This is a genomic window from Microbacterium sp. NPDC089188 (assembly GCF_040685155.1).
Classification (GTDB): domain Bacteria; phylum Actinomycetota; class Actinomycetes; order Actinomycetales; family Microbacteriaceae; genus Microbacterium; species Microbacterium galbum.
This window is the reverse complement of the sequence record NZ_JBFBHH010000002.1, coordinates 244,592-271,589: the sequence shown is the minus strand read 5'-3', so window position 1 is coordinate 271,589 and position 26,998 is coordinate 244,592. Positions and strand designations below refer to the sequence as shown.

Genomic DNA, 26,998 nt, shown 5'->3' with positions numbered 1-26,998 from the left:
ATGCGCATCGCCCTCACCGGCTCGTCCGGCAAACTCGGCACCGTCGTCGCCCGCGAACTGCGCGCCGCCGGCCACGACGTGATCGGCCTCGACGTCCGCGGCGAGCGCGGCCCCGGGTTCGTCCAGGTCGACCTCACCGACTACGGCCAGGTCATCGACGCCCTCGCCGGCGTGAACGACCAGCACAGCGGCGTCGACGCCCTGGTGCACCTCGGCGCGATCCCGGCCCCCGGCATCCGTTCCGACGTCGCGACCTTCCACAACAACATGACCAGCACGTTCAACGTGTTCTGGGCCGCGGTGCGGCTCGGCATCGAGAAGATCGTCTACGCCTCCAGCGAGACCGTGCTGGGGCTCCCCTTCGATGTTCCGCCGCCCTACATCCCCGTCGACGAGGAGTACGCGCCGCGGCCGGAGTCGGTCTACTCGCTCGTCAAGACGCTCGAAGAACGCATGGCGACCGAGCTGGTGCGGTGGAACCCCGACCTGTCGGTCACGGCGCTGCGCTTCTCGAACGTGATGGTCCCGGAGGACTACGCGGAGTTCCCCTTCGACGCCGACGCCCGCACCCGCAAGTGGAACCTCTGGGGCTACATCGACGCACGCGACGGCGCCCAGGCGATCGAGCGCGCCCTCGAGGTGGCCCCGGCGGGCTTCGAGACGTTCATCATCGCCGCGGCCGACACGGTCATGACCCGGCCGAACGACGAGCTCGTGGCCGAGGTGTTCCCGGGCGTCGAGACGCGCGAACTGGGCGAGAACACGACCCTGCTGTCCATCGACAAGGCGCGGCGCCTGCTGGGCTACGACCCGCAGCACTCCTGGCGCGACGGGCGCTGACCCGCGGCCCGTGGGGGCGTGACAGACTCGCCGGATGGATGCCGATGAGTCGCCGAACACGCCCCCACCGGCGCCGCCCACGCCCGCGTCGGACGAGCCGGTGATCCCGCTGCCCACGGCGCACGAGAAGGAGACGAAGTTCCTCGCGCGCAGCGGAGCGGTGGTGACCCTGCGTCTCATCGACACCGGGCGGTTCGAGGTCAAGCTCGACACCCGCGGCGACTACACCGCAACCCTCCTGCACGAGGGAGACACGTTCGCCCTGCACCCGGCTCCGGGCGTGCACGCGATCGGAGGGACGGACCTGACCGCGACCGACCTGTACGAGCGGTTCTGACCGCGAGCACAAGCCCCGGCGCCGAGGTGCGGGCGGCGGATTGACTGGTCTCCTCGACCTCCGGGAGGACCACCGTGAACGCCACCGCTCAGCCCGCCACCACGCCCGGCGACGCCCGTGACGCGACCGACCGCTACGACGTCGCCGTCATCGGCGCAGGACCCGCCGGCACCGCCGCAGCCCTCCGCGCCGCGGAGCTGGGTGCGCGCGTCGTCGTGCTCGAGGCCGGTCGCGTCGGGGGGACATGCGTGAACACGGGGTGCGTCCCCACCCGTGTCCTCGCGAAGGCCGCGCGCCTCATGCGCGAGACCCGCTCGGCCGACGACTACGGCATCGTCGTCGATGAGCCGCGCGTGGACTGGTCGGCGGTCGTCTCGCGCGTGCACGAGCGGGTGGATGCCGTGCGCTCGATCAAGCGGGAGGCCGAACGGTTCGCGGAGGCCGGCGTCGACCTCGTGCACGAGGGCCGCGCCCGCTTCGCCGACGAGCACACCCTCGTGCTCGACAGCGGCCGACGCATCCGGGCGGAGTCGATCCTCGTGTGCGTGGGCGGGCACTCGCGCCGTCTTCCCATCCCCGGCGCGGAACTCGCCACCGTCCCCGAGGACGTCCTGTCGCTGCCCGATCTGCCGGGTCGGGTCGCCGTGATCGGCGCGGGCAACACCGGCGCGCAACTGGTGACGGTGTTCCGCTCCTTCGGATCGGAGGTGACGCTGCTCGACGTCGCGCCGCGCGTGCTCATGGCGTCGGACGCCGCGATCTCGCGGGTGATCGCCGACTCGCTCACCCGGAACGGCGTCGACGTGCGCACCGGAATCGACACCGTCGAACGACTCAATCGTCGCGACGATGGGGCGATCAGCCTGACCTGGCGGGAGGACGACGACAGCCGGAGCATCGACGTCGACGTCGTCGTGATGGCCACCGGGTGGCCCGCCGACGTCGAGGACCTCGGTCTGTCGAACGCGGGGGTGGAGGTGGAGCGTTCGGCGATCCCCGTCGACCGCTACTTCCGCACGATCGTTCCGCACATCCTCGCGGTCGGCGACGCGAACGGTCGCGACATGCTCGTACAGGCGGCGCAGTTCGAGGGTGAGGCCGCGGCCGAGAACGCCGTCCTGGGGGCGAACCGCCGCACGCCGCACCACCTGCTGCCCGCGGGCGGATTCACCGACCCCGACTACGCCGGCGTCGGCCTGACCGAGGAGCAGGCGCGCGATCGCGACCCGTCGTGCGTCGTGGCCACCGTGCGTTTCGCCGACCTCGATCGGGCCGTCATCGACGACCGGGAGAACGGGTTCCTGATGCTCATCGCGGACCGTCGCCGCGAACTCGTGCTGGGCGCTCACGCGGTCGGCGAGAACGCGGTCGAGGTCATCCAATCGGTCACCACCGCCATGGCGGCCGGCATCGACGTCGCGACGCTGGCGGGGGTGCGCTTCGCCTACCCCACCTACAGCGCGGTGATCGGTAATGCGGCGCGCGCTCTTCTGCACGCCGACGCCCCGGCGCTGCTGGAGTGACACACTGACAACGTGACCGCCGCGAACTCCGCCCCGACCGCTGCCGACGTGCCCGCCCGGCGGGGCCGGCCCGGGTACGACCGCGACGGCATCCTGGCCGTCGCGGTGCAGCTGTTCAACGAGCAGGGCTACGACGCCACGAGCGTGTCCGACCTCGCGCGCCGCCTGGGGCTGGCCAAATCCGCGCTGTACCACCACTTCTCCTCGAAGGAGGAGCTGCTCTCGGTCGCCCTCGAAGCGGCCCTCGGCGGGCTCGAAGCGGTGCTCGACGACCCGCGCGCCGTCGAGGGCGCGGCATCCGACCGCCTGCGGCACGTGCTCACCGGGGCGACCGACGTACTCGTGGCGCAGCTGCCCGCGGTGACGTTGCTACTGCGCGTGCGCGGCAACAGCCCGGTCGAGCAGGCGGCCCTCGAGCGTCGTCGCGTCTTCGACCACCGCGTGACCGCGCTCGTCGCCGACGCCCAGGTCGAGGGCGACGTGCGCGACGACGTCGACGCCGCCGTGGCGGCGCGCCTGCTGTTCGGCATGATCAATTCGGTCGTGGAGTGGTACCGCCCCGGGGGCAGCGTGGACGGCGACCGCCTCGGGGCCGACATCGTGCGCATCGCCCTGGAGGGTCTACGCACGGCTTGAACGGGGGCTCGGCTCCCGCCGCGTGTGCTCCGGGGGCGTCCCGGCCGAGGCGTCCTCGCGGAGGCTTCCCGGCGCGGGCGGTACCGCGACCACGCACACGATCCCGGGCGACACGACGGGGCCCCGCGCCGTCGCGCAGCGCCCCGTCGTGGCATCCCGGGGTCAGGCGTGCAGGTCGACGCCCTTCGGATCCTTGATCAAGGAGACCGCGATGAGCGACACCAGGGCGGCGACGGCGATGTAGGCGCCGATCGTCCACGAGGCACCGGTGGAGCGCAGCAGCGCCTCGGCGATCATCGGGGCGAAGGCGCCGCCCAGGATCGCACCGAGCGCGTATCCGATCGAGACGCCCGAGTACCGCACGTCGGCGGGGAACATCTCGGCGTACAGCGCCGCCTGGGGTCCGTACGACAGCCCGAGGCCGAGGGTCATGACGAACAGGGCGACGAAGTACCAGACGATGTCGCCCGTGTCGATGAGGAACCACATCGGCACGGCCCAGATCGCCAGCAGCAGATACCCGAGCTGGAAGGTCCGGACGCGGCCGAGGGTGTCGGAGAGCCGTCCGCCCCACAGGGTGAATCCGAGCCAGCCGAAGGATGCCAGGGTCGTGGCGAGCAGGACGGTCGGGCGATCCATACCGAGGACCGAGACGGAGTAGGTCGCGAAGAACGCGATGAGCAGGTATCCCGCGGCGTTGTTGCCGATGAACACCAGCGCGGTCAGCACCACCTGACGCCAGTTCTTGCGGAACAGCCGGCCGAGCGGCGCGGACGATTCCTTGCGACGACGCACGAGGTCCTCGAAGACGGGGCTCTCCTCCACCGCGCGGCGGATGACGTAGCCGACGACGATGAGCACGATCGAGAAGAGGAAGGGCACGCGCCAGCCCCACGCGAGGAAGGCCTCGGCCGACATCGACGAGGTGAGGATCCACAGCGTCGCGGTGGCGAGAATCATGCCGACCGGCACGCCGATCTGCGGGTACGCCCCGAAGTACCCGCGACGGTTCGCGGGAGCGTGCTCGACTGAGAGCAGGGCCGCCCCTCCCCACTCGCCGCCGGCCGAGAAGCCCTGGAGCACGCGCAGCAGGATGAGCAGCACGGGGGCTGCCACGCCGATCGCCGCGTAGGTCGGCAGCACGCCGATGAGGGCCGTCGAGACCCCCATCATGATGAGCGTGAGCACGAGCATCTTCTTGCGGCCGAGGCGGTCGCCCAGGTAACCGGCCACGACCGCGCCGAGCGGGCGGAAGAGGAACGAGATGCCGATCGTCGCGAACGACAGCACCTGGGCGATGGCCGGGTCGGCTTGCGCGAGCGGGGCGAGGAACAGCGGCGCGAGCACGAGGCCGGCCGCCTGGGCGTAGATGAAGAAGTCGTACCACTCGATCGAGGTGCCCACGAGCGTGCCCGCGAGGACGCGCCGCTCCTCTCGGGTCACGCCGGTGGTGGCGGGGGCGGATGCCGCTGTCTGCGAGGCCATGAGAACTCCGTCGTTCTGTGGGCGGGGAATCTCGGGGGCACTGTTACCGACCGAGCGTTCAGTAATAGTGTCAGAGGCGCGACCGTCCGACAAGAGGACGGCGGAAGGAGCCGCCATGACACCGTGGACCATCGTTCCCGGCGCCCTCGACGAGCGTCTCGGCATCGTCGTCACGGCGCAGTCGACCGACGGCGTCAGCGCGTCGATGCCCGTCGACGGCAACACCCAGTCGCTCGGGCGACTGCACGGCGGCGCCACCGCCGCCCTCGCCGAGGCGGTGGGATCGTGGGCGGCGATGATCCACGCCTCGACGTTCGACAAGGTGTGCGTCGGCGTGGACCTCAACATCACGCACCACCGCGGCGCCCGCGACGGGCGCATCCACGCCGTCGCGACCCCGGCCCACCGCGGGCGCCGTGTCGCGACCTACGACGTGCGCGTGACCGACGACGACGACCGGCTGGTCGCGACGGCGCGCATCACGAACCTGCTCGTCGAGCCGGACTGAGAGCGTCCGTCTCACCGCGCGCAGACCAGGTTCGATGACGCACGCCCCGGGGAAGCACAGCGATGGCATCCGGAGGCGGTCACCGCCGTGTTCGACGGCCGCCCCGGCGAGCGCGCAAGGGATGCCGTGCGCCGCGCTCTGGCATCCTGGGTGACATGACGAGGATCCGAGGGAGTGCACCGCCCCCATGCAGTGCACTCCCTCGCCCGTCGACCTCAGTCCCGAACATCTGTCGACGGGCGTATGGGCGTCGTCTCGAAGCCGGAGACGACACCCACCCCCATCTGTGTGGTGTCAGTGGGGGCGCATTCCTTACAAGGGGACGAAATCTTTTTCCTGCGCGTCGCCGCGTAAGGATTCCCGGCATTCCGACACAGCCCTCTCGAACGCACGGAGACGCGCGCCGGTGATCGACGAGACGGAATTCGTGGCACTCTTCCGCGAGCACCACAACGCCGTTCGGCGGTTCATCGAACGGCGCGTGTCGGATCGCGAGGCCGCCGCCGACCTCACGATGGACTGCTTCGAGATCGCGTGGCGCAAACGCGGTCCGCGTGATCCGTTCGGATTGCCGTGGTTGTACCGCACCGCGCGCAACCTCATCGCGAACGAATACCGGCGACGCGACAGGGAGGGGGCATTGTGGACGCACATCGAGGACCACGTGCGCGCTCTGGCGAGCGAGGCCGAACCCGCGATGGCGCAACGCCTCGTCGACGCCATTCGCGGTCTTCCCGAGCGCGAACGCGAAATCCTCTGGCTCACGTATTGGGAGGAGCTCTCGGCCGCCGAGGTGGCCCTGGTCATGGACATGAACGCCGGCGCGGTGTGGACGCGATTGAATCGAGCGAGGGCACGCTTGCGCCCGCTGCTCGACGGCGCCGTCGTCCATGCGGAGGGGGTGGGCGATGAACGACGATGACCTCGCGCGCGCACTGCGCCGCCTCGACCCCGCCGAGACCCCGCTCGACGCTCCCCTCCCCCTCGACGCCGAGCGTCGACTGCGGCAGATCCTCGACCGCCCGCCCGCCCGCCGCCGCCGCCCCGCGCTGGCGTGGACGTCGGCGGCCGCCGCCGTCGTGCTGATCCTGACCATCGTGACGGGAGTGCTGTGGATGCCGGGGTCCTCGGCATCCGCTCTCACCCCGAAGCCGCTCGTCTACAGCGCCGTGCCCAGCGGAACCGGCGTCGCGGAGGTCGTCGCGGACGCACAGGCCCGGCTGGCCGCCGGGGATGACGGGGTCGCCGCGGAGCGCCGCTCCCTATCGCTCGGCTGGTACTTCAGCGCCTCCCCCGACGGGGCCGAGGCGACGGTGTTCCGACGCGAGTGGGTGGACCTGCGGTGGGATGAGGACTTCTCCGGGTCGGTGGTCACCACGGCGGCCGAGGCCACGAACGCCGACGGCGACACCGTGCCGAACGTCGACCCCGCTCCCGGGACCGTCGTCGGTGACGTGCGTTACGTGCGCAACCAGTTCCGCCCCCTGTCGCCGACGCCGCCGGAGGCGTCGCCCGAGGCGATGCGCACGCTGCTGACGACGGCGACGGGGGCCACCGACACCTTGGACGCCGGCGATGCCATCGTGGGGGTGCGGAGCATCCAGGGCGAGTGGACCCTGGACGACGCCCAGCAGTCCGCGCTGCTGGACGTCGTCGCCGCGTCGCCCGGTCTTCGGGCGCTCGGGACGACCCAGGACCGCCTCGGGCGCGAGGTCGTGGGCCTGGCCGGCATCCCCTCATCGACCGCGAACACCGAGGTGACGCTGCTGCTGTCGACCGAGACCGGACGCATCGTCGGATTCGAGTCGGCGCTGACCGCCGCGAACACCGACCTCGACCTGCCCGCCGGGTCGCTCACCGAATACGCCCTGTGGGACGCGCAGGACAGAGAGGACGCTCCCCGATGAGCCGCACCGACGATCAGCCCGCCGACCTCCACCCCGACATCGCCGCGACCCTCGCCGGGATCCCCGGCGGGGTCGTCGTCGACGCCCGCCACGCGGTGTGGCCGGAGCTCGGCATGAGCGTCGACGTGCCCGCCGACGACGACAAGGCGGTCGGCAGCTGCGCCACCGGCAATGTGTGCGCCTTCAGCGGCACCGGCCTGTCGGGCACGCGCGTGTCCTGGTCGACGTGCGGCACGTACGCGCCGGGCATCACCGTGCGCTCGATCGCCAACGCCCGGTCGGCGGGCTACGCTCAGGCGCGCACCTCGGCGGGATCGGTGCTGGCCACGGCGATCGCGGGCTCGTCGGCGAACGTCTCGGGCTCGGTCGCCGACGTGCGCTGCGTGTCCTGAATCCGCGGCGTCATCGCCACGGACGTTCCGAGCGTTCCCGCCAGTAGACCACCGGGTCGACGGCGAGGGCGTCGAGCTCGGACCGCTCGATCGATCGTGCCGGAGCGACCGCGCCACGGCGCAGGTGCGCGCGCGTGGTCGCGCCGAGAAGCACGACGTCGGCGAAGGACTGCGCCCGCGCGACGCCGATCGCGAAGACGTCGGGATCGGTCCCGGGTGCCGTCCGGGCGAGGATATCGCCCGGTTCGGCCTCGGCCAGCGCGCCGTTGGCGAGCACCTCCTTGAGCACCACCGTCCAGCCGGCGTCGTGCGCCGCGGCGAGCGCCTCACCGGCCGACGCCTCCCGCAGGTTCCACGTCGACTGCACCGCGCGGAACGGCGTGTCGGCGAGGGCCAGGGCCGCGCGCAGCACCTCGCCCTGGCGCGGCCCGCTCGTCGACAGCCCCACGCGCACCCCCTCGTCCCGCAACCGACGCATCCGCTCGAGCACCGCGGCATCCATGAGGACCGGACTCTCGGGGGTGACGGAATGGATCAGGTAGAGATCGGGGGCCGTCCCGAGCGCCTCGAGCGTCTCGGGCCACTGCCGGTCGAACATCGCGGCCGAGTGCTCCTTGCGCTCGTGGACCGCGGCATCCATCTTCCAGTCGCCGACGTACGCATAGCCCCACTTCGAGCCGATCGTGAGCGAGGCGCGGCGCTCGGGATGGACAGCCAGCCACGACCCGAGGAACTCCTCGGCGAACCCGTACGACCGTGCCGCATCCACATACCGGATGCCGAGTGCCCACGCTTCGTCGAGCAGCTCGTGCGCCCGCGCGCGCAGGGCGTCGATCGACCGTTCGGCGGGGTCGCCCAGGTCGGCGTCGCGTGCCGTGGTGATGTAGGCCGGGCGGCCGACGGCGGCGAGACCGAGGCCGAGGGGGACGGGGACGGGGACGCTCATGCTCCGACGCTATCGGGCGCGCGCGGCATCGGACGGGCGGGAACACGACGGGTGCCGGCGCGGTTCTTCCTGCTGTCCGCCGTCGGCGGTGCCTCCAGGAGCCCTCAGCCATGACCTACCCCGACATGCCCGTCGATGACCGGCAGCCCATCTGCCCGGCGTGCGGCATCACGATGCACCCTCTCGTGGACGAGGGGGAGGATGCCGACGAGTGCCGCGAGTGCGGATTCCAGCTGGAGTGGCCGGCCGCGCGCGGCGCCGCGCGCGCCGACGAGGACGACGACCGCCCGCTCTCGCGCTGGGACGACGAAGGCTGAGCGCTACCGCGCCCGCGACCGCCGCACCTCGACGCCGCTGAGGACGGCGGCGGCCGCCGAGAAGACGACCGACACGGCGAGGGCGACCGTGAGGGCGTCGGCGAAGACGCTCGGATCGGGCGCCGGGGAGCCCGGCCCCGACGCGCGCGTCGCCCCTGCCAGCACGAGGACGAAACTCGTACCGAGCACCGTCTGGCCGATCGAGGCGCCCACGCGCTGAGCGGTCTGCACCACCCCTCCGGCGACGCCGCCGCGCGCGGGGTCGACCTCGGCCAGGGTGAGCGTCTGGTTCGGCGTCACGATCGCCCCGCCTGCGACGCCGAGGACGAAGAGCGGCACGCACAGGCGCAGGATGACGCCGGTCGCATCGGTCGCCTCGGGCGCGGCTCGGACGACGAGGCCGAGCACGACCGTCACGAGCGTGAAGAGCGACACGGCCCCGAGCAGGAGGGGTCTGCCGACGCGTGACACGAAGCGGCCGGCGACGGGCGCCCCGAAGACCGTGCCGACGGCGTAGGCCGTGACACCCAGGGCCGACTGCAGGGCGGTGAAACCCAGACCGTCCTGGTAGTACAACGCGAGTACGAGCGGGATCCCGGTGTTGCTGCAGAAGAACACCACCGCGAACACGACCCCGATCACGAACGACCGCGTGCGGAACAGGCGGAGATCCACCAGAGGGGCGGCGTCCGTCCGCGTCAGACGAGCCTCGTGGCGGACGAAGGCGACGAGCAGTCCGGCCGCCGGGACGAGCAGGAGGAGCGAGATGGTCCCCCCCGCCTGGCCCGTCTCGACGATCGGGAAGAGCAGGCAGAGAAGTCCCGCCCCCAGCAGCACGACGCCGAGCAGGTCGAGCCGTCGTCCCGCGTCCGGCGCCACCGGCGCGTCGGCGGCCACCCAGCGCCGCGCGAGCAGCACCGCCGCGACGCCGATCGGCACGTTGATGAAGAACACGAGACGCCAGCCGTCGGCTTCGCCGCCCACGGCGATCAGCAGGCCCGCCACCACCGGCCCCAGCGCGGTACCCGCGCCCACGGTGAGGCCGAGCCGCCCGAAGGCCCTGCCCCTCTCGAGCGGGGGGAACGCGTTCTGGATGTAGCCCGACACCTGCGGCCCGATCATGCCGCCGAAGATCCCCTGCACCACACGCGCGGCGATGAGCACCTCGGGCGTCGGGGCGAGCCCCACCAGGGCGCTCGCGACCACGAAGCCCAGCATGGACACCACGAACATGCGCCGGCGCCCGCGACCGTCGCCGAGCCGGCCGCCGATCACCGGGACGAGACCGAAGGCCAGGACGTAGCCCGTGATGACCCACTGCAGCTCGCTCGCCCCGGCGCCCGTCGACCGCCCGATCGAGGGGAGCGCGACGTTGGTGACGCTGAGGTCGAGGAGCGACGCGAACTGCCCCATCAGCAGGACGGCCAGCGCGCGCCACCGCCGCGGGTCTGCGGATGCCGTCATCGCTCGAGGACGCGACGGACCGACGTCGCCGAGCTGGTCGCACCCTGCGTCATCCGCGCCTCCCCGGTTCCCGGGTCCAGGCTACGTCCGACCAGGGTGGCCGAGCCTCTGCGACGTCGGGAAAGCGACCGGAGTGAGCACGATGAGCGCGACACGGGCGGGGAGTGATGTGCCGCCGCCCGGCGACGGCTCAGCAACGCGCCGACCACGGCGACGGCTCAACGCTGGGCCGCACCGGGGACGAGCCCGAACTCCTCGTCGAGGGAGGCGATCTCGGCGGTGAACGACTCCACGAGCCGCGCGTGCTCCTCGCCCGGCAACCACGACGCCTCTGCAGAGGCGAGCGCCATGCGCCGCACCTCGGCATGCGAGGCGCCGATCTGCTCGGACACGATCGCGTACTCCTGGGCGAGGGTGGTCGGGAACATCCCGGGGTCGTCGGAGCACGGGATGACGTTGAGCCCCGCGTCGATCATCGCCGCGATGGACGCGCGGCGCCACGGCCGCCACGATCGTCGCGACGTCGTGGAGGCGACGGTGAACGCCACCTGCTGCTCGCGCAGGCGGGCGACGACCGCGTCGTCCTCGAGTACGTAGTACCCGTGGTCGATGCGGTCGCAGCCCAGCACGTCGAGGCACGTAAGGGTGTTGACGGCGGTGGGCGCGTGCTCCGAGGAGTGCGCCGTCCGGCGCAGCCCCGCCTCGCCGGCCAGCCGGTAGGCATCGACGAAACGCTCGGGGGGACCGGCCGTCTCGAGGTTGTCGAGTCCGATGCCCGCGACGTACTCGTGCGGGTTGTCGACGACGCGGCGGACGACCTCGAGGGCCTCCGCACCGCTGCGACTGCGGTCGATGCCCTGGATCATCCGTCCCGACATTCCGAAGTCGCGCTCGGCGCGGCGGATCCCCTCGGCGTAGGCCTCGACCGCCCCGGTGTACCCGAGTGTCGACAGGTGCGGCGGGAGGGCGTCGAAGAACAACTCGAGGTGGCGCGTACCGCTTCGCCGGTGGGCGTCTTCGAACGCCTCATAGACGATGCGCGTGAGGTCGTCGGCGTCGCGCAGCACCTCGACCACCCAGTTGGACACCTGGAAGAGCGAGTACGACACCTCGGGCTCGTCGACCCCGCGTCCCTGCGGTACCGGGATGCGGGTGTTCTCGTACAGCGCCGGGTCGGGCGGGAGGGAGTTGATGTCGGCGAAGATGCGCTCCGGGTCGTCCGGCAGCGCCAGCCGCTCCCGCCGCGCGAGTTCCGCGAAGGTCGCGGGACGCACGGTGCCGATGAGGTGGCAGTGCAGATCGGCCTTGGGCAGGCGGCGGAGGTAGTCGGCGGGGAGGGGCGATGCGGAGGTCATGGAGCCGTTCGAGCGTCGAGGAGCAAAGGGGTCCCGCCCATCGCGGTGGGGCCGCGATGGGCGGGCGGCCGCCGGGGTGGGGGAACTCCGGCGGCCGGTCGGGGGGGGTCAGCGCGAGGAGACCTCGCGGGCGAAGCGCTCCACCCACTGGGCGCGGTTGGGCAGCACCTCGGCGGGGTCCAGGGTGGCGTAGCCGGCGGCCACCGGGTCGGCTGCGATGTCGCCCACGACCGCGGTGATCTCCTCGGGGATCTCCGCGTCGAGGGCGACCGGCAGGTCGCCGACGATCTTCGCCGAGGCGCTCTGCGCCTCGACCGAGAGCAGGTAGTCGATGAAAGCGTGGGCGCCGTCGAGGTTGGGGGCGCCGGAGGGGATCATGGCGCGGTTGGTCGCCATGTAGCGCCCCTCGGTCGGCGCCGTCCAGGCGACCGGCTCGCCCGAGGCGATCAGGGTGGTCGCGAACCCGCTCAGCGAGTCGGCGGCGACGATCTCGCCCTGGGTCAGCAGGTTCGTCACCTCGGTCGACGAGGTGTAGAACTGCAGGATGCCGGGGGCCCAGCCGCCGAGCGTGGTGTACGCCGAGTCGACGTCGTACGGTCCGGAGCCGTACACCGAGGCGACGCCCGAGACCGCGAGCTGTCCTGCGGTGACCGAGATATCGGGGAAGGCCAGACGACCGGCGAGAGCGGGGTCGGCGTAGAGGGACCAGTCCGCGGCCTGCGCGGCGGTGACCTGATCGGTGTTGTAGATCGTTCCGTTCAGCTGGTAGCTGTAGGCCGGGCCGTCGAAGCCCTCCTCGGTGGCGAAGTCGGCGATGTTCGCCAGGTTCGGCACATCGGACTCGTCGAAGCTCTGGAAGAGGTCCTGTTCCTGGCCCTGCGCGGCGAAGGTGTCGGAGATCAGCATCACGTCGATGCCGGGATCACCGGCGGCGAGCTGCAGCTGCGAGAGACGGTCGGCGTTGCTGCCGGTCTCGACCTCGACGGCGATGCCGGTCTTCTCCGTGAAGGGGTCGATGATCGCCTGCTGGAACTGCTCGACACCGAAGGGGAACGTGCTGACGACGATGGTGTCGCTCGAGGCGGCGTCGTCGCTCGAGCCGGAGCAACCGGTGGCGACGAGAGCGGTGGCGACGAAGACGGACGAGGCCGCGAGCAGGCGGCGGGTGGGGCGGGTCATGCGGGTTCCTCTCGTGCGGCGGCGGAGCCGCGGCTGCGGTGCAGGTGTGTACGGGTGGGGCAGGACGGGGTGGTGCTGTTGCGGGTGGTGCTGTCAGGCGGCGAGTCGGATCAGGCGCGATGCGGCCGCCGAGACGGTCACACGGTCGCCCGGGCGGGCTGTGACCGCTTCGTCGCGGACGTCGGCCATCAGACGGACGGCTTCACCCTGCGCGTCGACGGTGTCGACCGTCACGAGCCGGTCCACGCCGCGGTAGGCGACATCGACGACGGTGCCGTCGAGGGTGAGAGCCCCGGCGGTCGCGAGACCGTCGATCTCGAGGTGCTCGGGACGGATCGTCGCGGTCGCGCCGTCGGACAGGACGAGGAAGTTCTCGTACCCGAGGAACTCGGCCACGAAGCGGTTCGCCGGCGCGGTGAACACCTCGGTCGGTGCCCCTTCCTGCATGATGCGTCCCTCGCGCATGAGGACCATGCGGTCCGACATCTCCAGCGCCTCGTCCTGGTCATGCGTGACGAGCACGACCGTGAGGCCGGTCTCCGCTTGGATGCGACGGATCTCGGCGCGCATCTGCACACGAAGCCGCGCGTCGAGGTTCGACAGCGGCTCGTCGAGGAGGAGGAGCGTCGGGCGGATGGCGATCGCGCGGGCGAGGGCGACGCGCTGCTGCTGCCCGCCCGAGAGCTTCTTGGGCCGGCTGGCGGCGAGATGCCCCAGCCCGACCAGATCGAGGGCTTCGGCGACGCGGCGCGTCCGCTCCGGCCCGGCGACCTTGCGCAGCTTCAGGCCGTAGCCGACGTTCTCCGCGACGCTCATGTGGGGGAAGAGCGCGTACGACTGGAACACCATGCCCAGGCCCCGTCGCTCGGGCGGGGTGCGCGTGGCATCCGTCCCCGCGATCATGATGCGCCCCGAGGTCGGCTGCGTGTACCCCGCGAGCATGCGCAGCGATGTGGTCTTGCCGCAGCCGCTCGGCCCGAGCAGCGTCGTGAGCTGACCGGTCGGGATGGAGAGGTCGATCGCATCGACGGCCGTGAAGTCGCCGAAGCGCTGGGTGACCCCGACGAATTCTGCTGCAGTGGTCATCGGTTGATCCCTCCGAAGATGCGGGCGAAGCCGACGGTGCGTTCGGCGATGACGGCCACGACGACGGTGCCCGCCAGGATGATGGTGCTGGTCGCCGCGACCATGGGGTCGTAGCTCTGCTGCACGTAGTCGAGCATCGTGACGGGCAGTGTGCGGAAGTCCCGGCTCTGAAGCAGCAGCGACAGCGGAACGTTGTTGAACGACGTGACGAAACTCAGCAGCCCCGCCGAGAAGATGCCGGGCCGAAGGAGGGGCAGAGTCACCGTGAAGAATGCCCGCAGGGGCGACGCCCCGAGACCGCGAGCGGCCTCTTCGACGCTGGGATCGGCCAGCGCGAGAGAGGCTCCGGTCACCCGCACGGCGTACGGGAGCATCAGCACGGTGTGGCCGATCAGGAGCACCGGGAAGTTGTCGAGGCGCAGCCCGATGATGAGCTGCTGGTAGAGCGCCAGCCCGACGACGAGCTCGGGGACGATGAGTGGCGAGAGGAAGAGACCCTCGACGATGCCCTTGCCGGGCAGGCGCCCGCGGTGGATCGCCAGGGTGACCGGCACGCCGATCGCGAGGGCGAGGATCGTCGCCAGCAGCGCGAGCTCGAGGCTGGACACCAGCGCCGAGGTGAACGGCTTGTAGGCGAAGGCCGCGCCGAACCAGCGCAACGAGAAGCCCTCGGGAGGGAAGCGCAGCGTTCGCCCGCCGGTGAAGGCGGTCGCCACGACGAACAGGATCGGCACGATCATGACGATGTAGCCGGCGACGGCGAGGGATGCCGCGACGGGACGCGAGGTCTTCACGAGGTCGCCCCCCGTCGTCCGGCGATGGCCGACAGGCCCGACACGGCGAAGACGAGGACCGTCATGATGATGGCCGTAGCGCTGGCCGCGGCCCAGTCGATCGTGACGCTGGAGTACGAGTAGAGCTGTGTCGACAGCATCCGCTGGCTGGATCCTCCGAGCAGGTACGGCGTCGTGTACGCGGTGACGCTGCCGGCGAAGACGAGCGTGGCCGCGACCACCATGCCGGGGGCCGACAGGGGCACCACGATCCCCCAGAAGGTGCGGGTACGGCCGGCGCCCAGACCGCGCGCCGCGTCATCGAGACCGGGGTCGACCTGCGCGACGGCCGAGTAGCAGGAGATGATCGCCAGAGGCAGGAACAGCTGAGTGAGACCGAGCACGATCGCGAGTTCCGTGTACAGCAGCTGCGGCGCCCTCTCGACGAGGCCGAGGCCGACGAGGAGCTGCCCGATGGCCCCGTTCGAGCCGAGCAGGACCAGCCAACCGAAGGTGCGGACGACGTTGCTGAGCAGCAGGGGGAAGATCGCGAGGGCGAGCAGGACGCCGGCCCACCGCGAGGTGGACCGCGCCAACAGGTAGGCGATCGGGAAGCCGAGCACGATGCAGACCACGGTGACGATGAGGCCGAGACCGACCGTGCGACCGATGATCGCGAGGTCGTAGGGGTCAGTCAGCATGCGGCTGAGCCGGTCGAGGATGTCGAGCGGGCTGACCCCCGGCGGGGCGAAGAGCATCGCCACCGAGGGGATCAGGAAGCCCACCAGCAGCAGCGCCAGCCCGGGGAGGGCGAGCAGTCCGGTGCGGCGTGAGAGCACGGGCCGACTCCGATCATGAGGGGTTGCAACCGGTTGCGCAACCGGTTGTTACCACCGTAGGGGGCGGCGAGTCGCTCACGCGACCTCCCGTGTAAACAGCGTGTAAAACGCGGACGCAACCGGTTGTGGCCGCTCAGTAGGATGAACGGACTGCGCGCGGTGCTCGCGTCTGTCGGAAGGGGGCGCAGTGACCACGCTGGCCGATGTCGCCGCTCTTGCCGGGGTGGCCAAGTCGACCGCTTCGCGTGCGCTCGGCCGCCCCGACCTCGTCGCCCCCGACACCGTGGCACGGGTGCGTGCCGCCGCCCTACAGCTGGGCTTCGTCCCCAATCGCACCGCGAGCCACCTCGCCCGCGGCAGCAGCGGGATCGTCGCCCTCGTCGTCCCGACGCTCGACAACGCGTTCTTCACCCCCATCGTCGCGGGGGCGCAGTCTCGCGCGCGTGAATCCGACCTTCAGCTCACCGTCGCGGTGCACCGCCTCGACGACGCCGACGACCTCGTCGAGTTCGAGCGCCTCGCGCGACAGGTCGACGGCTGCGTCCTCGTCGCGCCGCGCGGGCCTGACGAGATCGTGCAGGCGGCCGCCGTCTTCGGCCCCACCGTGCTCGTGGACCGCGAGATCCAGGGCATGACCTCCATCGTCGCCGACACGGCGAGCGCCTTCGCCGACCTCGCCGCCCGCTTCGCCGACACCGGTCATCGCGCCATCGCCTACCTCGGCGGCCCGGAGGGCTCGTGGCAGGACGCGCAGCGCAGCGCCGCGATCGCTCGCGCCGTCGCGGACCGCGCGCAACTGACGACGCTCGGTCCCTTCCCCGCGACCTTCGCCGCGGGGGTCGCCGCCACCGATGCGGTCGTGGCCTCCGGTGCGACCGCGGTGGTCCCCTACGCGACCTCGATCGGGCTCGGCCTCGTCTTCGCCCTGCGCGCCCGGGGTGTGTCCTCACCCGGGGAGATCGTGGTGAGCGCGGAACGACTGGTGGCCGAGGCGATCGGCGCCGACGAGGTGCCCGCGATCGACGTCGACGGCGAGCAGCTCGGCCGCGAGGCCATGACCGCCCTCGTCGATCTCCTCACCTCGGGAGTGGATGCCGGCGAAACGCGCCGACTGCCCGTGTCGGTGCACTGGCCGGAGTCGTCCCCGGTCTGAGCCGACGGCCGCAGCCCACCCCCGACGGCCACCTCGATGGTCCGCGCGGGGCGCGTCAGGCGCGCGCGGCCGCCGAGGTCATCGGGCACTCGAAGGGATCGCGCGCGGCCAGGCCCACGCGGTTGAGGTACCGGATGACGATTCCGTACGACTGCAGCAGCGTGGTCTCCACGTAGGGCACGTCGAGCGTCTTGCTGTGCTCCTTGACGATCGCCCGGGCGCGGCTGAGGTGCGGGCGCGGCATGTTCGGGAACAGGTGGTGCTCGATCTGGTAGTTGAGTCCGCCCATCAGCCACGTCGCCCACCAGCCGCCGGTGATGTTGCGCGAGGTGCGCACCTGCTTGCTGAAGAAGTCGAGTTTGGCGTTCGGCGCGATCACGGCCATGCCCTTGTGGTTCGGAGCGAAAGACGCCCCCATGTAGACCCCGAAGACGGCGAGCTGCACGCCGAGGAACGCGAACGCCATGCCGATCGGGAGGAAGACGAAGACGGGCGCGACGAACACGGCGAAGCGCAGCGCGATGATGCCCAGCTCGCTCCACCGCCCCTTCACCTCTCCGCGCGAGAAGAGGTGGCGGAAGGCGTGCGCGTGCAGGTTCGCGCCCTCGAGCGTGAGCAGCGGGAAGAACAGCCACCCCTGGCGACGCGTGATCCAGCGGCGCAGGCCGCGCGCGGTCGCGGCATCCTCGTCGACGAAGGAGATCGTGTCGACCTCGATGTCGGGGTCCTTGCCCACGCGGTTCGGGTTGGCGTGGTGGCGGGTGTGCTTCGACGTCCACCACGACAGGCTGATGCCCACGACGCCGGCAGCGAGCCACAGGGCCAGGCGGTCGTTGGCGCGTCCCGACGCGAAGATCTGCTTGTGCGCCGCCTCGTGGGCGAGGAAGGCGACCTGGGTGAAGAGGATGCCGAGAGCGGCGGCGATCAGCAGCTGGAACCAGCTGTCCCCGAGAAGGACGAAACCGGTGATCGCCCCGCCGAAGCCGAGGGCGAGCACCGTGCCGACCAGCGCATAGAAGCGGCGGGCACGCGTGAGCAGTCCCGTCTCGCGGACGACCTGCGACAGTTCCGTGTACGCCTTGGCCATCGGGGGGAAGTCGGCCGTTCCCTTGTAGGTCTGGCGGATCGGTCCCATCCGGGATTCGATGACGGGTGCAGCCATGGCATGCTCCTCGGTTCTGGGTGACCGCTAAGGCCGGAAGCCATGGGCGGATGCCGAGGACTGAGGTCGACGCTACGTCGTGCATATGCGCATGGCTGCATACACGCTCCTCCCGAGTCCCGGAAAGACGCGGTTCGGCGACCGGGCGCACCGGAGAAGGTCAGACGATTGCCAGCTACGGCCGGTGAGGCGTGGTCAGCGCGCGTGCGTGACCCAGGCCCAGATGGGCGGGCGCCGCCGCCGCGTGGTCGCCTCGCGCGATTGCGTCACGGCGCGCAAGGCCGGCACCGGCTCCGACTCCGGCACCGGCTTCGACTCCGGATCCGACTCTGGGCCGACTCCGGACGAGGAGACATCGGGGACGGGGATCGCTCCGCCGCCGTCGGCGCCCTGCCGGAGCTCGACCGCGACGGCGACGACGTCTGCCGCCGACGGACGTCGAGCCGGATCGGGGTCCGTCATCGCGGTGAGGAGCACCTCCCACCCGTACCCGAACCGCGAGGGGATGACGGGATCGAAATCGAGAGGCGCGAGAAGGACGTGCTGCGCCGCTCCCCCGAGCACCGGGCTCTCACCGGTCAACGCCTCCACGGCCAGGAGGCCGAGGGCGTAGATGTCGGCGGCGGCGCCGGGCGCCTCCCCGCGCAGTTGCTCCGGCGGCAGGTAGTCCTCGTCGTCGGTGGAAGCGTCGTCGACCGCGGCGCCGGCACCACCGGACAGGAGGTGGGCGACGCCGAAGTCGGCGAGCACCGCGACGAACGGCCGGTGGGCGTTTCGGACGGGACGCAGCAGGATGTGCGATGACGTGAGGTGGTGGTGGACGATGCCCACCTCGTGAACGGCGTCGAGTCCGCGTGCGAGATCCTCGATCAGCCCGGCGACCAGGAGCGGCGCGAGCGGTCCGCCGTCGTCGAGGCGTTCGCGCAGGGATGGACCGTTGATGAACTCGGTCACGAGATAGCCGCGGCCGTCGCGTCCGAGGTGGGCGTCGTAGAGCGTGATGAGGGCCGGGTGATCGAGGGCGGCGAGCACGCGGGCCCCCTCCAGCCGACGCGGGGGCTCGGTCGCGGTCGCGGGGTCGAGGGGGAAGACCTTCACGACGACGTCGCGCGCGAGGATGTCGTCGCGCGCGCGGAAGACGTGGCCGTCGATCCCCCGGCGGCCGAGGGGCCCCGCGACCCGATAGCGCCCCGCGAAGACCGTGGCGAGGCCCGCAGGCAGTGCCGCCGCGGCATCCTGTTCGCGTTGCGCCCGGAGCGCTCGTCGCCCGCCGTCGCCCTGCGCAGCCATGGTCATCGGCTTCTTTCGACACGCGGCGTGATCCGCCGCCCGACGCGCCGCTGCCGCATGAGAAACTCCTCTTGCCCCGAGGGTGTGAGAGACCGCAACGGGCGCACTATTGGGGGGCGCCCGCCCGTTGCGGTCGCTCAAAGGCTACTGAGTAAAAGTGATTTCCGCTGACGGATGACAGACCGGGCGGACGGGGGCATAATGGACGATCTTCGACGGCGCGCTGAGGCCTTCGCCGCTCTCGGAGACCCGGGACGTCTGCGCATCGTCGATCTGCTCGCGATGGGCGACATGTCGTCGAGCGAGATCGCGTCCGTGCTGGGGATGAAGTCGAACCTCGTCGCCTTCCACGCCAACGTGCTCGAAGACTGCGGGATCGCGCGGCGCGTGCCATCCGAGTCGGACGGGCGTCGCAGCTACCTGCAGCTCGTTCCCGAAGCGTTCTCCGACCTCACCCTCGCCCCACGGAAGGTCCAGGGCCGGGTGCTCTTCGTCTGCACGGCGAATTCCGCCCGTTCTCAACTTGCCCGCGCCATCTGGGAGGCCCACAGCGCGATTCCGGCGGAGTCGGCGGGGACGAACCCCGGCGAACGCGTGCACGCCGGCGCCGTCGCCGCGGCGGTCCGGCACGATCTGCGCCTCGACGACCGCGTCCGCCCCCGGACCCTCAGCGACGTCGCCCGGCCCGGAGACTTCGTCATCAGCGTCTGCGACCACGCGCACGAGGCCCTCGGCGGTCGCGACGACGTGCACTGGTCGATCCGCGACCCCGCTCGGACCGGCAGCGACGAGGATTTCGACCGGACGGTCGGCGAGTTACGCTCGCGCATCGCGCGGGTCGCCCCGCAGCTCACCGCGGCGTGAGGCCTCTTCGCGACGCCCGTCCCGCACGCGCCGTCGGGAAGCCCGCCTCACCGGCGTCCGGCATCCCGATCCCCGCCCACCGCTCGTGCGGCTGCTCGTTCCTGCGATGACGACGGCGAATTAAGCTGACTCCCACGAGCCGATCGCCACCCGCCCCGCGCTCTCACACCCCTGTCGACGCCGACGCCGCCTCCCGTCGCGGCCGCGATCGGCATCCTGATCCGGAGGTTTCGATGACCCACTCTCCCGCCGCGCGCATGCACGAGGTCAGCGACGAGACTCGCGCCATCGTCGACATGGTGCTCGAGTACTCCCGGGGTCGGCTCACGTCCGAGGACACGCCGCTCGACAAGCCGCTGCCGGCCGCCGAACTGCGGCGCCTCGCGGGCCGCACCATCGATGAGAAGGGCATCGGTGCGCGCAAGGCGCTCGGGATCTTCGAGCACGTCCTCGCCCCCGCGTGCATCACGACCGACGACCCGCGCTACCTCTCGTTCATCCCGAGCGCGCCCACCAAGGCCGCGGCCGCATTCGACCTCGTCGTCTCGGCCAGCGCGCTCTACGGCGGCTCGTGGCTCGAAGGAGCCGGCGCAGTGCACGCCGAGAACGAGGTGCTGCGCTGGCTCGCCGCCGAGTTCGGACTCCCCGAGGGCGCGGGAGGCGTCTTCGTCCAGGGCGGGACGCTGGGCAACCTGTCCGCCCTCGTCGCCGCTCGCGAGGCGGCGCGTGATCGGCTCGCGGATGCCGGCAGCCCCCGCCCCGACGCCTGGCGCGTGGTCTGCAGCGTCGAGGCGCACTCCTCGATCGCCTCCGCGGCGCGCGTGATGGACGTCGAGGTCGTCGGCGTGCCCGTGGGTGCCGACGGCGTGCTGCGCGGAGACGCCGTGCGCGCCGCCCTCGACGAGCACGGTGACAGCGTCTTCGCCGTGGTCGCGACCGCCGGCTCCACCAACTTCGGCATCGTCGATGACATCGCCGACATCGCCCGCGCGGTCGAGGGCACCGACGTGTGGCTGCACGTCGACGGTGCGTACGGACTCACCGGCATGCTCTCCCCGCGGGCTCGGCACCGGTTCGCCGGCGTCGAGCACGCCGACTCCCTCGTGGTCGACCCGCACAAGTGGCTGTTCGCCCCCTTCGACGCGTGCGCGCTCATCTACCGCGACCCCGAGCTCGGCCGCCGTGCCCACACGCAGCACGCCGAGTACCTCGACACCCTCACCGAGACGAGCGACTGGAGCCCGTCGGACTTCGCCGCCCACCTCACGCGCCGCGCCCGCGGGCTGCCCCTGTGGTTCTCGCTCGCCACTTACGGCGCGGCGGTCTACCGCGAGGCCATCACCACCGCGATCGACCTCGCCGAGCGCATCGCCGACGAGATCGACGGACGCGCCGAGCTCACGCTGGTCCGCCGCCCCCAGCTCGGGGTCGTGGTCTTCGAGCGCGTCGGGTGGGCGAAGGCCGACTACGACCGCTGGTCGGCGCAGCTGCTCGATGGGCAGCACGCCTTCGTGACCCCCTCGAGCCACGCCGGACGCGTCAACGCCCGCTTCGCGATCCTGAATCCGCGGACGACGTTCGACGATCTGGTGGGGATCCTCGACACAATGATGTGACGATGCCGCGGCTCGACCCGTGCACGACGGCGGGGATCACGCTCGACACGCCGATGCGCCCGGCCGCCCCTGCGGCGTGTCCGGGGCGGATCCCGCCGCTGTGCTTGCCGTGCATGCGCGGCTCCGCGTCGGCGGCGACGCCCAGCGACGGTCGCGCAGACCGGGAATGCGAAAAGCCCCGGCGAACCGGGGCTTTCTCGACATCTGTAGGCCCAGTACACCGCAACTCGAATAAATCGGCTCTTCTGCCGCCACCCCTGGCGGAACTGCAGAAACTGGCTGGTCTATCGCCAGATTCGATAGCCGAACACTCGCCCTCAGAGCATCCGCCTCGGCTCCTGCGCCGTCGGCTCAATCCCGCACTCGTCGCTGAGATCGTGGAGAAGTATCAGTCCGGCGCGACGACACCAGCTCTCTGTACCGAGTACAGCCTCTCGAAGGGCGGAGTACTGAAACTACTCCGCGACGAAGGTGCTCAGCTTCGCTGCCAGCCACTCACCGACGAGCAGGTCCGCGAAGCCACTGCACTTTATGGCGACGGCAAGTCGCTCGCAGCAATCGCCAAGCACTTCGACGTCAGCTACAACGGCGTACGCCAAGCCTTCGTTCGGGCAGGTATTCAGCGCCGGCCTCGCGGAGGGAGTCGAACCTAGGCAACTCGAATAAATCAGACCTGCTTCCGCCAGCTCTCCGCGACCTCGAGAAGTTGGCCGCACTGGCCGTCTTGGCGCCCGCCACGCTGGCGGCAGATGGCGCGCCAGCGTGGCGTCTGGGTCGAAGACTCGGCGCGGATACTCGCTCGGAGACTGCTGCCAAATACTGCGGGGACGCCACGACTCCAGCCCTGTGCTCGGAGTACAGCTTGTCGAAGTCTGGCGTTCTGAAGCTCCTCCGGGATGAAGGGGTCGAGCTTCGACGTCGGCCTTGACGGACAATCAAGTCCGACGTGCCATCCAGCCCGAAGCGGCTTCCAGCGATTGTAGGCGTCTTACGCCGGGGGGGGGGCTTACCTGGATGGGGGACCGGAGCTCCGGCGTCCGCTCACCTCGGCGAGTCGGTTCGCGTGATACGAATCGCCGAGGTGAGCTGGCCGTGAGCTGTTATTTCACCTTCACCACCATGGTCTCGGATGAAGTCTCCCCCACAGCATTCACCAAGATCAGCGTATAGCGATAACTTCCTGCTGCCCGACCGGTGACGAATGTGGTCGTCTTCTGGGCGGCCGGCGTAGCGGATGTGAGTGACTTCTCGTCGATGAGGACATCATTCTCAAGAAGACGATACGAGGTAGCGTTCGTCCCCCACCACATATTACCCGTGACAGTGTAGGCACCGTCTCCATCCCAGTTGTCGTTACTCAGGACGGCTTTGCCTGGGGCGGCATTAGTCACCTGGACGACCAAAGACTTCGTTGCCGTTGAGCCTCTGGCATTAATCAGCTCACCAGTGTACGTGTAGGTACCGTTTGCTTTACCTTCGACCAATACACTCACCTTCTGCGCCTTCGGCGTCTCTGGGCTGGGGTAATCGGTCGCGATAAGTTTGCCGTTCTCATACAGCCGGAACATGCCGCCATTTGAGCCCCACCACATATCCATCACGACGCTATAGGTACCGCCACGCAGACCTGTTGTGTGGCCTTGGTCGGTCGAAAGCACGCCGACTCCGGGTGCGGATTTGCTGCCTTCTTCAGGGAAGACGGTCACAGTGGTGGTGACCTCGGTGCTGAGCCCAGCATTGTCGACGGCGCGCGCGGTGATGACAACATCCCCTCGACGACCCTTGAGATCGATCGATTGGGTGGCGTCGACCACTTGGTCGTCGACGGTCGCGGTGAACGAGCGCACACCATACCCGTCATCCGTGGCGAGTATCTTCAGCGGCTGGTTGTCCGGGATCAGAGATCCGGTGTCGGGCAGGCCGGTGATGATCGGAGCAGTCTCGTCCATTGGTGAGGTCGGGCCTCCGTCCGGGCACGCATCAAGCAGACGCTCGTCGGTCCGCGGGCCGGTGCCGGGCTCAAGGCTCAGCACGTGGCAACCGGCGGGCACATCGTCCACCCGCAGATACCCGCGTTCCCATGTCGCCGGGGTCGCACGACCGTCCAGGTAGACAATCGGTTCGCGATCTTCGGCTGCTCCAGGAACGAAGGCGCGCGCAACGGTGTTTCCAGGGACGTGGACAGCGATGTCGGTTCGCCCGTCGTGAGTGTGGTGGGCGACGCCAATCGAACCCTTCAGGGTGGGTAGTCGAACTGATGCCCATTCGACAGCGGCTGGTTGGGGACGGACGTCGAAGGTCGCATAGCCCGGAACTGTGGGGCGAATTCCAAACATGCCTTGCGGAATGTTGTACGCCGGCGATGCAGCCCAAGGGTGAGAGTACGTCAGATTACCTTTAAGAGTAGAGTCCCAGGCTTCAGCGGTCGCCCCCGCGCCTTTGTTTATCATGTTCATCCAGCTTCGCAGTCCGGTACTCGTAAGCATCGCGTGCGCAACATCGGCTCGGTCCCCGTCGTAGAGCGCCTCAAGGACGAAGGCCGCGCAGTACACGCTGCATGCCATTCCCCGCGACTCGATGTATGACGCAGCCTGCGCCGCGCGCTGTTCGTCGGCAAGACCAAAGGCCGTTGCGAATACCGTTGCTTGGATCGCGAAATGATCGATCGATGAGCCGTCGGCATTGAGCCCGTCGCGCCATGCCCCCTTCGTTGTGTCGAAAAGACGCTCATTGGCCGCCGAACGCAGACGTTGGGCAATCGCGGTGAACTCTGCGGCATCGTCATTTTTACCCAGCGCGGTCGCGATAGCAGCCATGTCGACGTAGCTCTGATGGCCTATGGCGTTGATGACCGTGTTGTACGGCCGGAAGACGTAGCCGTCCCGCTCGCTGCCGGGCCAGTCGACGATGTCACAATCCGTGCAGCTGTTGGCTCCGTTCGATCCGGAGTTCTTGCGAATCAGACCTGTACTTGGTTCAACCCAGCGAGTAGGAAGCTTTGCCTTGAGACTGTTATAATTTCGGGCCAACGCAGTGGTATCACCAGTTTGCGTGTAACTGTCGTGGAACGCGAGGATGGTATACATGGGCCATTCCGTGGGCCACGTTCGACCGGTCAGAAGGTACTCCAACGAGTAATTGCCGAGTGTGGGATCGTCTGAAACGTAGAAGTTCGCCATCATTTGCAGATACGAGTCGGCTTCGTAGGCGTCGCGTTCTCGCGTCCAGGAGTCGACATATAGGTTGTGGTTCGTCGCGTCTACCGTGTGACGTGACAGCTCCCACACCTTGACCAAGTTGTCATCGGACGAGGAGAACGCTGCACCCTCGGGGTCAAACGGATAAACTTGTGCCAGCGCAGGGAAGTCGTTTGCGGTCAGACCTGTCGGGGCCCCTTGGACCTCCGCGTAGCGAAATACTCGCATTCCCCACGTCTCGAGCTGCTGACGTCCGTCGCGAAGAGTCCACTTGTCCTGGTAGGTGTTGCCGGTGTTCATCGCGAATCGCACGGTTTCCGGAGCGGACAGCACTTCACCGAAACGCAGGTCAAGGATCTGACCATTGACTCCTTCGAGGTCGAGGCTCAGCCCGCCGATCCAGGTACGTCCGTAATCGAGGAAGTAGTTGCCCGGCGATTTCTCGACGATCCGCTCGGGCAGCTGCAACTGTTGCGTCACTTTGGCGGTCGGAGTTGCTTCGAGATCGGAGAAAACGTTCTTGGCTTCAGCCCGCGTCCACCGCGAGTCGTCGAAGCCAGGCTCCGAGAACCCAGTGGGGTATGACGCGGCATTGATGTTTTCTTTCGGAGCTGTGAAGTATTGGGTGCCGATACTGCCGGCCGCGGGGAATACCCGACTGCCATTGAGCGTTTTCCAATCCGTCGTCGTACCGAACGTTTCGCGGGAACCATCGGAGTACTCGACCACAAGGTGAGACTGAAAGCGCTTGTCAGTCGTCGTGTAGGCGAGAGCACCGAGGCTGTTGGTTGTCCCGCGTCGCAGGAGGCCGGTCACGTCGAAGCCGTCGTACCTCGTCTCACGCGCAATCGGCTGCGTCGGCCCCAGGCCGACGAACTCCCCGTTCAACCACATCTTGTACACGAACTGACGGGTGGGTGCAGTAGAAGCTGCGGTGGCGTAAACAGTAGCCCAAGCAATATCTTTATCGGCGATGTCTACATCACCGCGGAAGAAAGCCCAGTCGGTGGACCCCGCCGAGTAAATGCAGTTCTGACCGGACCCTACGGCAAGGCGGCCGTCCACCGTCAATGCACACGGAAAATCCGCGGACGCAGCGTCGAAGTTGTCTGAGTACAGAGAGCCACCATCCGCTGAAGTCACCCGAAGATTATCCCAGGAATTTCTTTCTGAGCCTCCGGTGCGGAATCCGAAGTAACCTGTCGCGTAAGAGTCAGGCACGGCCGTTTCGTCGATCTTTCGGTCGTTGAGGAACGTGCTGATGCGGTTTCCGGACGCAATGATCTTGAACCTGTAAGTGGTGCCATTGATCAAAGACTCGCCCAACGGGACAGACTTCAGCTGCGTGAACGAGTTTCCCGCGCGGGTGTGTGGCGCAAGAGTATTGGCTCCGTTCCCACGAAACTGCCACATTAGATAGTTGCTTGAATCCCGAGCTCGCAGAACGATCGTTGCGTTCTGCGCTTCCACCCGGAAATCGCCCTCCACGGTGTAATCCGACCATGTGGCTGCGTTCGGGGCCCAAATAGGTGTCGTTCCCGTCCATTCATCCGTTGCCGTCCCGAAGCGAGACGGAGCGGACCACGGGGACACAACATCGCCATCCCAGGTGCGGACCCGCCATACGTATCCTTCCGCAGGCGTGAGAGCGGGACCGGCGTAGGCAACGTTGGTACTGGCTGAAGATTCGACTCGCGCGGAATCCCAAACTGGGGCGCTAGACAGATCAGACTCGTTCAACGCGAGCTGTACCTGGTAGGCGCTCTGACGTGCAGAGCCCACGCGCCATCCGAGTAGGGGTGCCGACAGATCGGCGACATCGCGGGGTGAGGGCAATTGATTGACAGTCAGCGATTCTGGCGCCTCCGAGGACTCCATCGCCACAGCCACATCGCCACCCGACAGCGGGGACACGCCAGGAACGGTCACTGACGCGAGCAGGACGGCCATAGTCAACACACCGATTCGGCGCAGGCTTAGTTTCATCAACGGGCTCCTTCGTCCGGTGAAACGTTTCAGGTTGCGTCGAATGTACACTGGACTGCGCATGAGGGCAACGAACCTGAAGAACATCGCCATCGTCTAGGAATTTTCGCGTCGAACTCAAGCAAGCCGACTACTGGTGCGGG

Annotated in this window: 23 protein-coding genes; 12 read left to right on the top strand and 11 right to left on the bottom strand. The window is 69.3% G+C overall.

Features of this window, described 5'->3' with window-relative positions:
- From AB0N80_RS07420 to AB0N80_RS07405, 4 genes are all read left to right on the top strand, one after another.
- Positions 1–840 (top strand): NAD(P)-dependent oxidoreductase, encoded by an 840-nt coding sequence (locus AB0N80_RS07420; protein ID WP_363390394.1) that lies wholly within the window; start codon positions 1–3, stop codon positions 838–840.
- A 34-nt stretch (positions 841–874) separates the two neighbouring features.
- Entirely contained in the window at positions 875–1,177 is a 303-nt protein-coding gene (locus AB0N80_RS07415) for a hypothetical protein (protein ID WP_315995044.1), read from the top strand.
- 74 nt (positions 1,178–1,251) lie between these two features.
- Positions 1,252–2,700 (top strand): NAD(P)/FAD-dependent oxidoreductase, encoded by a 1,449-nt coding sequence (locus tag AB0N80_RS07410; protein ID WP_363578351.1) that lies wholly within the window; start codon positions 1,252–1,254, stop codon positions 2,698–2,700.
- Positions 2,701–2,712: 12 nt separating this feature from the next.
- Entirely contained in the window at positions 2,713–3,336 is a 624-nt protein-coding gene (locus AB0N80_RS07405; protein WP_363578350.1) for a TetR/AcrR family transcriptional regulator, read from the top strand.
- A 162-nt stretch (positions 3,337–3,498) separates the two neighbouring features.
- On the opposite strand, the gene AB0N80_RS07400 is transcribed toward AB0N80_RS07405, so the two are convergent.
- Positions 3,499–4,821, bottom strand: a complete 1,323-nt coding sequence (locus AB0N80_RS07400; protein ID WP_363578349.1) for an MFS transporter — start codon at positions 4,819–4,821, stop codon at positions 3,499–3,501.
- A gap of 115 nt (positions 4,822–4,936) precedes the next feature.
- Here AB0N80_RS07400 and AB0N80_RS07395 point away from each other — a divergent pair, with 115 nt between their 5' ends.
- The 4 genes from AB0N80_RS07395 to AB0N80_RS07380 all read left to right on the top strand — a co-directional run bounded on the left by AB0N80_RS07395 (position 4,937) and on the right by AB0N80_RS07380 (position 7,628).
- Entirely contained in the window at positions 4,937–5,329 is a 393-nt protein-coding gene (locus tag AB0N80_RS07395) for a PaaI family thioesterase (RefSeq protein WP_363578348.1), read from the top strand.
- A gap of 406 nt (positions 5,330–5,735) precedes the next feature.
- A complete protein-coding gene (locus AB0N80_RS07390; RefSeq protein WP_363578347.1) occupies positions 5,736–6,251 on the top strand; it encodes a sigma-70 family RNA polymerase sigma factor in 516 nt (171 codons plus the stop codon).
- Positions 6,238–7,236 carry a hypothetical protein gene (locus AB0N80_RS07385; RefSeq protein WP_363578346.1) on the top strand — a complete coding sequence of 333 codons (999 nt, stop codon included), beginning with the start codon at positions 6,238–6,240 and terminating at the stop codon, positions 7,234–7,236. The genes AB0N80_RS07390 and AB0N80_RS07385 overlap by 14 nt, the downstream gene beginning before the upstream one ends.
- The gene (locus AB0N80_RS07380) at positions 7,233–7,628 is read left to right on the top strand and encodes a hypothetical protein (protein WP_363578345.1); all 396 of its coding nucleotides are present in this window, start codon (positions 7,233–7,235) and stop codon (positions 7,626–7,628) included. Before AB0N80_RS07385 ends, AB0N80_RS07380 begins: the two co-directional genes overlap by 4 nt.
- A 10-nt stretch (positions 7,629–7,638) precedes the next feature.
- Here AB0N80_RS07380 and AB0N80_RS07375 read toward each other — a convergent pair whose 3' ends face one another.
- Positions 7,639–8,574, bottom strand: coding sequence for an aldo/keto reductase (locus AB0N80_RS07375; protein ID WP_363578344.1), 936 nt, complete (start codon positions 8,572–8,574; stop codon positions 7,639–7,641).
- A 110-nt stretch (positions 8,575–8,684) separates the two neighbouring features.
- Between AB0N80_RS07375 and AB0N80_RS07370 the strand changes: the two genes are divergently transcribed.
- A complete protein-coding gene (locus tag AB0N80_RS07370) occupies positions 8,685–8,891 on the top strand; it encodes a hypothetical protein (protein ID WP_363578343.1) in 207 nt (68 codons plus the stop codon).
- A 3-nt stretch (positions 8,892–8,894) separates the two neighbouring features.
- Here AB0N80_RS07370 and AB0N80_RS07365 read toward each other — a convergent pair whose 3' ends face one another.
- The 6 genes from AB0N80_RS07365 to AB0N80_RS07340 form a co-directional block, all read right to left on the bottom strand.
- Complete coding sequence (locus tag AB0N80_RS07365) at positions 8,895–10,355, bottom strand: MFS transporter (RefSeq protein ID WP_363578342.1); 1,461 nt, start codon at positions 10,353–10,355, stop codon at positions 8,895–8,897.
- Positions 10,356–10,573: 218 nt separating this feature from the next.
- Complete coding sequence (locus AB0N80_RS07360; protein ID WP_363578341.1) at positions 10,574–11,710, bottom strand: hypothetical protein; 1,137 nt, start codon at positions 11,708–11,710, stop codon at positions 10,574–10,576.
- A gap of 108 nt (positions 11,711–11,818) precedes the next feature.
- On the bottom strand, positions 11,819–12,889 hold the full coding sequence (locus AB0N80_RS07355; protein WP_363390423.1) for an extracellular solute-binding protein: 1,071 nt from the start codon (positions 12,887–12,889) through the stop codon (positions 11,819–11,821).
- Positions 12,890–12,982: 93 nt separating this feature from the next.
- Positions 12,983–13,975, bottom strand: a complete 993-nt coding sequence (locus tag AB0N80_RS07350; RefSeq protein WP_315995057.1) for an ABC transporter ATP-binding protein — start codon at positions 13,973–13,975, stop codon at positions 12,983–12,985.
- Positions 13,972–14,769, bottom strand: a complete 798-nt coding sequence (locus AB0N80_RS07345) for an ABC transporter permease (protein WP_315995058.1) — start codon at positions 14,767–14,769, stop codon at positions 13,972–13,974. Before AB0N80_RS07345 ends, AB0N80_RS07350 begins: the two co-directional genes overlap by 4 nt.
- Positions 14,766–15,587 (bottom strand): ABC transporter permease, encoded by an 822-nt coding sequence (locus tag AB0N80_RS07340; RefSeq protein ID WP_315995059.1) that lies wholly within the window; start codon positions 15,585–15,587, stop codon positions 14,766–14,768. The genes AB0N80_RS07345 and AB0N80_RS07340 overlap by 4 nt, the downstream gene beginning before the upstream one ends.
- Before the next feature lie 187 nt (positions 15,588–15,774).
- Here AB0N80_RS07340 and AB0N80_RS07335 point away from each other — a divergent pair, with 187 nt between their 5' ends.
- Positions 15,775–16,740 carry a LacI family DNA-binding transcriptional regulator gene (locus AB0N80_RS07335; RefSeq protein ID WP_363578340.1) on the top strand — a complete coding sequence of 322 codons (966 nt, stop codon included), beginning with the start codon at positions 15,775–15,777 and terminating at the stop codon, positions 16,738–16,740.
- Between the two features lie 55 nt (positions 16,741–16,795).
- On the opposite strand, the gene AB0N80_RS07330 is transcribed toward AB0N80_RS07335, so the two are convergent.
- Together AB0N80_RS07330 and AB0N80_RS07325 are read right to left on the bottom strand one after the other, a co-directional pair.
- A complete protein-coding gene (locus AB0N80_RS07330; protein WP_363390431.1) occupies positions 16,796–17,902 on the bottom strand; it encodes an acyl-CoA desaturase in 1,107 nt (368 codons plus the stop codon).
- Between the two features lie 195 nt (positions 17,903–18,097).
- A complete protein-coding gene (locus AB0N80_RS07325; RefSeq protein WP_363578339.1) occupies positions 18,098–19,198 on the bottom strand; it encodes a serine/threonine-protein kinase in 1,101 nt (366 codons plus the stop codon).
- A 195-nt stretch (positions 19,199–19,393) separates the two neighbouring features.
- On the opposite strand from AB0N80_RS07325, the gene AB0N80_RS07320 reads away from it, so the two are divergent.
- Positions 19,394–20,056 (top strand): ArsR family transcriptional regulator, encoded by a 663-nt coding sequence (locus tag AB0N80_RS07320; protein WP_363578338.1) that lies wholly within the window; start codon positions 19,394–19,396, stop codon positions 20,054–20,056.
- Between the two features lie 233 nt (positions 20,057–20,289).
- Complete coding sequence (locus tag AB0N80_RS07315) at positions 20,290–21,672, top strand: aminotransferase class V-fold PLP-dependent enzyme (protein WP_363390440.1); 1,383 nt, start codon at positions 20,290–20,292, stop codon at positions 21,670–21,672.
- Positions 21,673–22,772: 1,100 nt separating this feature from the next.
- Here AB0N80_RS07315 and AB0N80_RS07310 read toward each other — a convergent pair.
- Entirely contained in the window at positions 22,773–26,948 is a 4,176-nt protein-coding gene (locus AB0N80_RS07310) for a family 78 glycoside hydrolase catalytic domain (protein ID WP_363578337.1), read from the bottom strand.
- Between the last annotated feature and the right edge of the window lie 50 nt (positions 26,949–26,998).